Origin of the sequence: Vulcanococcus sp. CPBay_Sum15L08_68 (assembly GCF_017855895.1) — a bacterium.
Taxonomy (GTDB): domain Bacteria; phylum Cyanobacteriota; class Cyanobacteriia; order PCC-6307; family Cyanobiaceae; genus Vulcanococcus.
In genome coordinates this window covers 1-5,088 of record NZ_JAFMFX010000094.1, presented here as the reverse complement: position 1 = coordinate 5,088, position 5,088 = coordinate 1, and the positions used below count along the sequence as shown (strand labels likewise).

The following is a 5,088-nucleotide window of genomic DNA, read 5'->3' as shown; positions in this document are numbered from 1 at the left end:
CAGAGATGTTGGAGGTGTACTCACTCCAGCCGGCCTGGGCGGCGCTGGGGGCGACCAGCAGCGCGGCGCCAAGGAGTCCACGGGAGAGGCGGTTGCGCAGCGCCATTGAAAACGGTCCCTCGCAGGGGCGAACTGCGCTGATTCTGCCGTGCGGATCGAGGGCTGGCCGCTTAGTTGTCGAGGGCCTGGCGCAGTTGGCCGCAGAACTGACCCGCAGCAGCAGCAATGTCCCCCTGCTGGCTGTGGCTTTCAGCCATGACCTTGACCAGGGCGCTGCCGACGATGGCGCCATCGGCGCCCCAATCACGAACTTGGCGCGCCTGCTCGGGGCCGGAGATGCCAAAGCCAACGGCGACTGGGGTTGGCCCCATTCCTTTGAGTTGATGCACCAGGGTGGCGACCCGGTTTTCCAGGGTGGTGCGGACCCCGGTGACCCCGGTGACGCTGACCAGGTAGGTGAAGCCGCGGCTGGCCTGGGCGATGCGGGCCATGCGATCGCTCGGGGTGGTGGGCGCCACCAGCAGCACGAGATCCAGCCCTGCCGCTTCGGCAATGGCCGAGAGCTTTTCCGCTTCTTCCAGGGGGAGATCAGGCACCACCAGGCCGGCGGCACCCGCCGCTGCGGCATCGCGGCAGAAGGTCTCCATGCCGCGGTTCAGCAAGGGGTTGCTGTAGGTGAAGAGGATCACCGGGATGGTGAGCTCGCCCTTGAGGCTGCGGAGCATCTCCAGCACCCGACCAGGGGTGGTCCCGCTGCCCAGTGCTCGGCTGGCCGCGGCTTGGATCACCGGACCATCGGCCAGGGGATCGCTGTAGGGAATCCCCAGTTCGATCATGTCGGCCCCGCCGGCCTCCAGGGCCAGGAGGGTGGAGCGGGTGTGCTCCAGATCCGGATCGCCGGCCATCAGGAATGGCATCAAGGCGCAGCGGCCCTCGGTCTTGAGCTTCTGAAAACGCTGCTGGATCGGGGTGCTGGTGGTCACGGCAGCGTGAGATCTGCAGCTGAGCCTATGGCCTCAGCCTTCGCTGTCCTGGGCGAGTTCCCGCATGAGCTTCTCTTGCTCTTCGGGGCTGAGGGCGTCAAAACGCTTCTGCAGCTCTTCGTCGGTGGCAGCGTCGTAACCCGAGCGGTAGCGGCGGCGCTGCTCCATGTAGGTCATGTTTCCGGTCACGACCCGGAACAAGTAAGAGCCCGTCCAGACCAGGACGATGACCACCAGGAGGGCCTGGGCGGCAATGCCCGCACTAAACCCTTCAAAGCCAGCGGCTTGGAAGCCCCAGTAACCGATGCCGCCGATGCCAAAGATGGCCAGGCCGGCCAGAAGCGCCTTGCCGCGTGTGATGCCGGATCCCATTAAGTGTTGCCCTGGCCCTGCAAACGCAGATTCACGAAGGGGGCGAAGACGATCAGTCCGGGGAAGAACAGGAAGACCAGTCCATAGACCGCCGTGCGCTCGATCTTGCCCATCACGGTCCAGCGCTTGGTCATCCAAGCCATCAGAGCCAGGGGGACTGCCACCAGGTAGGCACCGGCCAGTGCCCCGTAGGCGGCCAGCACCAGCAGGGTCTCATTGGTGAGGGAACTGAGGAACCCGGGCAGCGGCACGGCGATGGTGCAACGTCCCGGCAAATCTAAGATGGTCTGCGCCGGGACCATGGCGGAATTGGTAGACGCAGCGGACTTAAAATCCGCAGACGGCAACGTTGTGAGGGTTCAAGTCCCTCTGGTCCCACTGACTGCTCTTAGCGAGCTTCGCCGTTCATCCAGCTGATCCAGTCCGCTGAAATCTCTTTCGGGCAGACGGCTTCGCATTCGAGATTGCTGCTGCAACTCCCGAATCCTTCCTGCTCCATCGCGGCCTGCATCGAACGCGCCCGTGAGCGCCGTTCGGGTTGTCCCTGGGGGAGCTGGCCGAGGTGAGCCAACTTGGCGGCGGTGAAGAGGCTCGCCGAGGCATTGCGGCAACTGGCAACGCAGGCGCCACAGCCGATACAGGTGGCTGTTTCAAAGGCGGAGAGAGCCTGCTCCTGTCCGATCAACATCGCGTTCCCGTCGGGTGCCTGCCCGGTGTTGATCGAGCAGTAGCCGCCGGCGGCAATGATCCGGTCCAGGGCTGAGCGTTCAACCGCCAGATCTTGAAGGAGAGGGAAGGCCGCAGCGCGCCAGGGTTCCAAGGTCACGGTTTCTCCGTCCTGGAACTCCCTGACGTAGAGCTGGCAAACAGTCGTCGCCCGCTGGGAGCCATGGGCCTGGCCATTGACGAGGAATCCGCAACTGCCGCAGATCCCTTCCCTGCAGTCGTGCTCGAAGTAGATCGGGCGCTCATCGCTGCGAATGAGCTGATCGTTCAACTGATCCAGCACCTCCAGCAAAGAAAGGTCTGGGCTGAGGCCTTGGAGCGTGTAGGTCTGGAAGGTGCCCTTGGTCTGCTGGTGCTCCTGGCGCCAGATCCTCAGCGTGAGAGAGAGGGTGGGCGTCATCGGTAGCTGCGGGTGCTGGGTTGCAGGGCTGTGAACTGCAGAGGTTCGCTGTGACGTAAGGGGTCGGCACCGTCTTGGTACTCCCAGGCGGCGATGTGGGCGAAGTGCTCGTCATCTCTCTGGGCTTCACCCTCTGGGGTTTGGTGCTCCTCGCGGAAGTGGGCCCCACAGGATTCTTCGCGGGCCAGGGCGTCCCGGAGCATCAACTGGGCTAAGCCAAAGAAGTCGCTTAACCGAAGCCCTTTTTCCAATTCGAGATTGGGTCCCTCGGCGCCGCCTGGAATGCGAACCCGCGCGCGGAAGTCCTGCTCGAGTTCACGGACCTCCTGGAGTCCCTGGCTCAGTCCAGCGGCATTACGGCTGATGCCGCAGCGCTCGATCATCGTCAGGCCCAACTGACGGTGGAATTGATCGACTGGGGTGTCCCCTTTCGTGGCGACCAGGCTGGCAATTCGTGTCTGGGCAGCCGCCAGGGCTTCCCGGCAGGCCGAATGGTCTTGCGTGACCGGCGGTCCGCTGTGACTCGCCAGCCATGCGGTGACGGTGGCTGGTGCGATGAAGTAGCCGTCTGCGAGGCCTTGCATCAGGGCGCTGGCGCCAAGGCGGTTGGCCCCATGTTCAGAGAAGTTGGCTTCCCCGAGCACGAAGAGCCCAGGAATGGAGCTCATCAGGTGGTAGTCAACCCAAAGCCCGCCCATCGTGTAGTGCGGTGCGGGGTAGATCTTGAGCGGCTTGGCGTACGGGTCTTCGCCGCTAATCCGCTCATACATCTCCAGAAGGTTGCCGTAGCGCTTCTCGATGACATCGCGGCCGCTCTCTCGGATGGCATCGCGAAGATCCAGGTAGATCGAGCGACCGGCTGGGCCCACACCTTGGCCTTCATTGCAGAGCTCCCGTGCCCTGCGGGATGCCACATCCCTCGGGACCATGTTCCCGTAGCTGGGGTATTGGCGCTCGAGGAAATAGTCCCGCTCGGTCTCAGGAATGGTCTCTGGATCACGGCTGTCCTGGCGGCGTTGCGGCAGCCAGACGCGGCCATCGTTGCGCAGGCTCTCGCTCATGAGCGTGAGCTTGCTCTGGTAGGGATCGCCGCTGGGGATGCAGGTGGGGTGGATCTGTGTGAAGCAGGGATTGGCAAAGAGGGCCCCCTGTTCATGGGCCCGCCAGATCGCACTGGCGTTGGATTTCAGGGCATTGGTGGAGAGGAAGTAGACGTTGCTGTAGCCACCGGTGGCGAGCACCACCGCATGGCCCGTGTGGGTTTCCAGGGCTCCACTGAGCAGATTGCGGCAGATCACCCCTCGGGCGACCCCGTCGACGCGAATCAGCTCAAGCAGATCCCGCCGGGGTAGCAGTTCCACCCGCCCGAGTTGCACCTGGCGCATCAGGGCCTGGTAGGCGCCGTAGAGCAGCTGCTGACCGGTCTGCCCACGGGCATAAAAAGTGCGGCTCACCAGGGAGCCGCCGAAGTTGCGGGTGGCCAAGGTGCCGCCGTACTCGCGGGCAAAGGGCACCCCCTGGGCCACGCATTGATCAATGATCGCGCTGCTGATTTCAGCGAGGCGGTGACAGCCCGCTTCGCGGGCGCGGAAGTCGCCGCCGCGGACGGTATCCCTGAACAGTCGGCTGATGCTGTCGCCGTCAACGGCAACCGGCCGGGCGGCGTTGATCCCGCCCTGGGCGGCGACCGAGTGGGCACGGCGGGGACTGTCGTGAAAGGTGATCACCTTCACGCGGTAACCCTGCTCCGCCAGGGTCGCTGCGGCCGAGGATCCAGCTAAGCCCGTTCCAACAACCAGGATCGTCAGCTCTCGCTTGCGCAGCGGGCTGATCAGGGGCAGCTCTTCCTTGGTTCTGGTCCAGGCATCACGAACCGGACCCGAGGGAATTCGAGGATTGAGGGCGTTCATCGGCGTCATCCCTGCAAGGCCAACCAGCCGGCGGAACCGGCGAAGCCCAGGCCAAGAATCAATCCCACTGCGCGGGCCGTGCTGCGGATGATCCCAGCGTTCTCTGGACTGAGGACTCCCAAGCTGCGCTGTGCCGACTCACCGCCCTGGACGACATGCAGTCCGAGGGCAAGGCAGGCCAGTCCGTAGAGGGTCAGGGTGATGGGGGACTGGAGGCTTGCGCTCAAGTGCAGGAGCTCGAGGCCAGGGGCTGGTCGCGGTAGTCGTAGCTGTTTGAGGTGGACAGCGATGAAGAGCAGCAGGGTGAGACCGCCGAGGGGTTGCAATCGGGCGCTCCAGCTGCCAAGACGATCGCCACGTCGACTCTGGAGCTGAGCATGGTTTCCCGCTCTCCAGTTGCTGAGGGTTTTGCCCAGGCTGAGGCTGACGTGCAGGCCGGCCGCGAGTAGCAGCAGTCCCTCAACGACAGGCAGCCACCAGCTGTGATGCAGGGCGCTGGCGTAGTGCTCGAACTGCAGTGGCGCGAGAGGAGCAATGGCGACGCCGATGAGATGAATCACAAGGAACACCATCAGCATCAGGCCGGAGCCTGCCAGGAGCACGCGGCGGACCATGGCCATCGGTTGCTGCCTTGAACGCTAGGCAGGTCGCCTCCGCTTCATGACAAATCGGCTGACAGTTTGAAAAGCCGTGGCCA

The 5,088-nt window shown here is 64.2% G+C and carries 6 protein-coding genes and 1 tRNA gene; 1 reads left to right on the top strand and 6 read right to left on the bottom strand.

Annotated elements, in window-relative coordinates; genetic code table 11:
- Nucleotides 1-170: 170 nt before the first annotated feature.
- Genes trpA through QZ189_RS10630 form a run of 3 tightly spaced genes read right to left on the bottom strand, consistent with a single transcriptional unit; the run spans nt 171 to nt 1,606 of the window.
- A complete protein-coding gene (trpA, locus tag QZ189_RS10640; RefSeq protein ID WP_296415596.1) occupies nt 171-983 on the bottom strand; it encodes a tryptophan synthase subunit alpha in 813 nt (270 codons plus the stop codon).
- Between the two features lie 33 nt (nt 984-1,016).
- Nucleotides 1,017-1,343 (bottom strand): DUF3007 family protein, encoded by a 327-nt coding sequence (locus QZ189_RS10635; protein ID WP_029626195.1) that lies wholly within the window; start codon nt 1,341-1,343, stop codon nt 1,017-1,019.
- An 11-nt stretch (nt 1,344-1,354) separates the two neighbouring features.
- Nucleotides 1,355-1,606 (bottom strand): NAD(P)H-quinone oxidoreductase subunit L, encoded by a 252-nt coding sequence (locus QZ189_RS10630; protein WP_296415593.1) that lies wholly within the window; start codon nt 1,604-1,606, stop codon nt 1,355-1,357.
- A 43-nt stretch (nt 1,607-1,649) separates the two neighbouring features.
- Here QZ189_RS10630 and QZ189_RS10625 point away from each other — a divergent pair.
- Nucleotides 1,650-1,733: transfer RNA gene (locus tag QZ189_RS10625), tRNA-Leu, on the top strand.
- A gap of 10 nt (nt 1,734-1,743) precedes the next feature.
- Here the strand turns inward: QZ189_RS10625 and QZ189_RS10620 are convergent.
- From QZ189_RS10620 to QZ189_RS10610, 3 genes are read right to left on the bottom strand one after another with little or no spacing between them, the layout of a single operon-like run.
- Nucleotides 1,744-2,481, bottom strand: a complete 738-nt coding sequence (locus tag QZ189_RS10620; protein ID WP_296415590.1) for a succinate dehydrogenase/fumarate reductase iron-sulfur subunit — start codon at nt 2,479-2,481, stop codon at nt 1,744-1,746.
- Nucleotides 2,478-4,391, bottom strand: coding sequence for a fumarate reductase/succinate dehydrogenase flavoprotein subunit (locus QZ189_RS10615; protein WP_296421734.1), 1,914 nt, complete (start codon nt 4,389-4,391; stop codon nt 2,478-2,480). The genes QZ189_RS10620 and QZ189_RS10615 overlap by 4 nt, the downstream gene beginning before the upstream one ends.
- A 5-nt stretch (nt 4,392-4,396) precedes the next feature.
- Nucleotides 4,397-5,005 carry a succinate dehydrogenase cytochrome b subunit gene (locus QZ189_RS10610; protein WP_296421733.1) on the bottom strand — a complete coding sequence of 203 codons (609 nt, stop codon included), beginning with the start codon at nt 5,003-5,005 and terminating at the stop codon, nt 4,397-4,399.
- Nucleotides 5,006-5,088 lie beyond the last annotated feature (83 nt).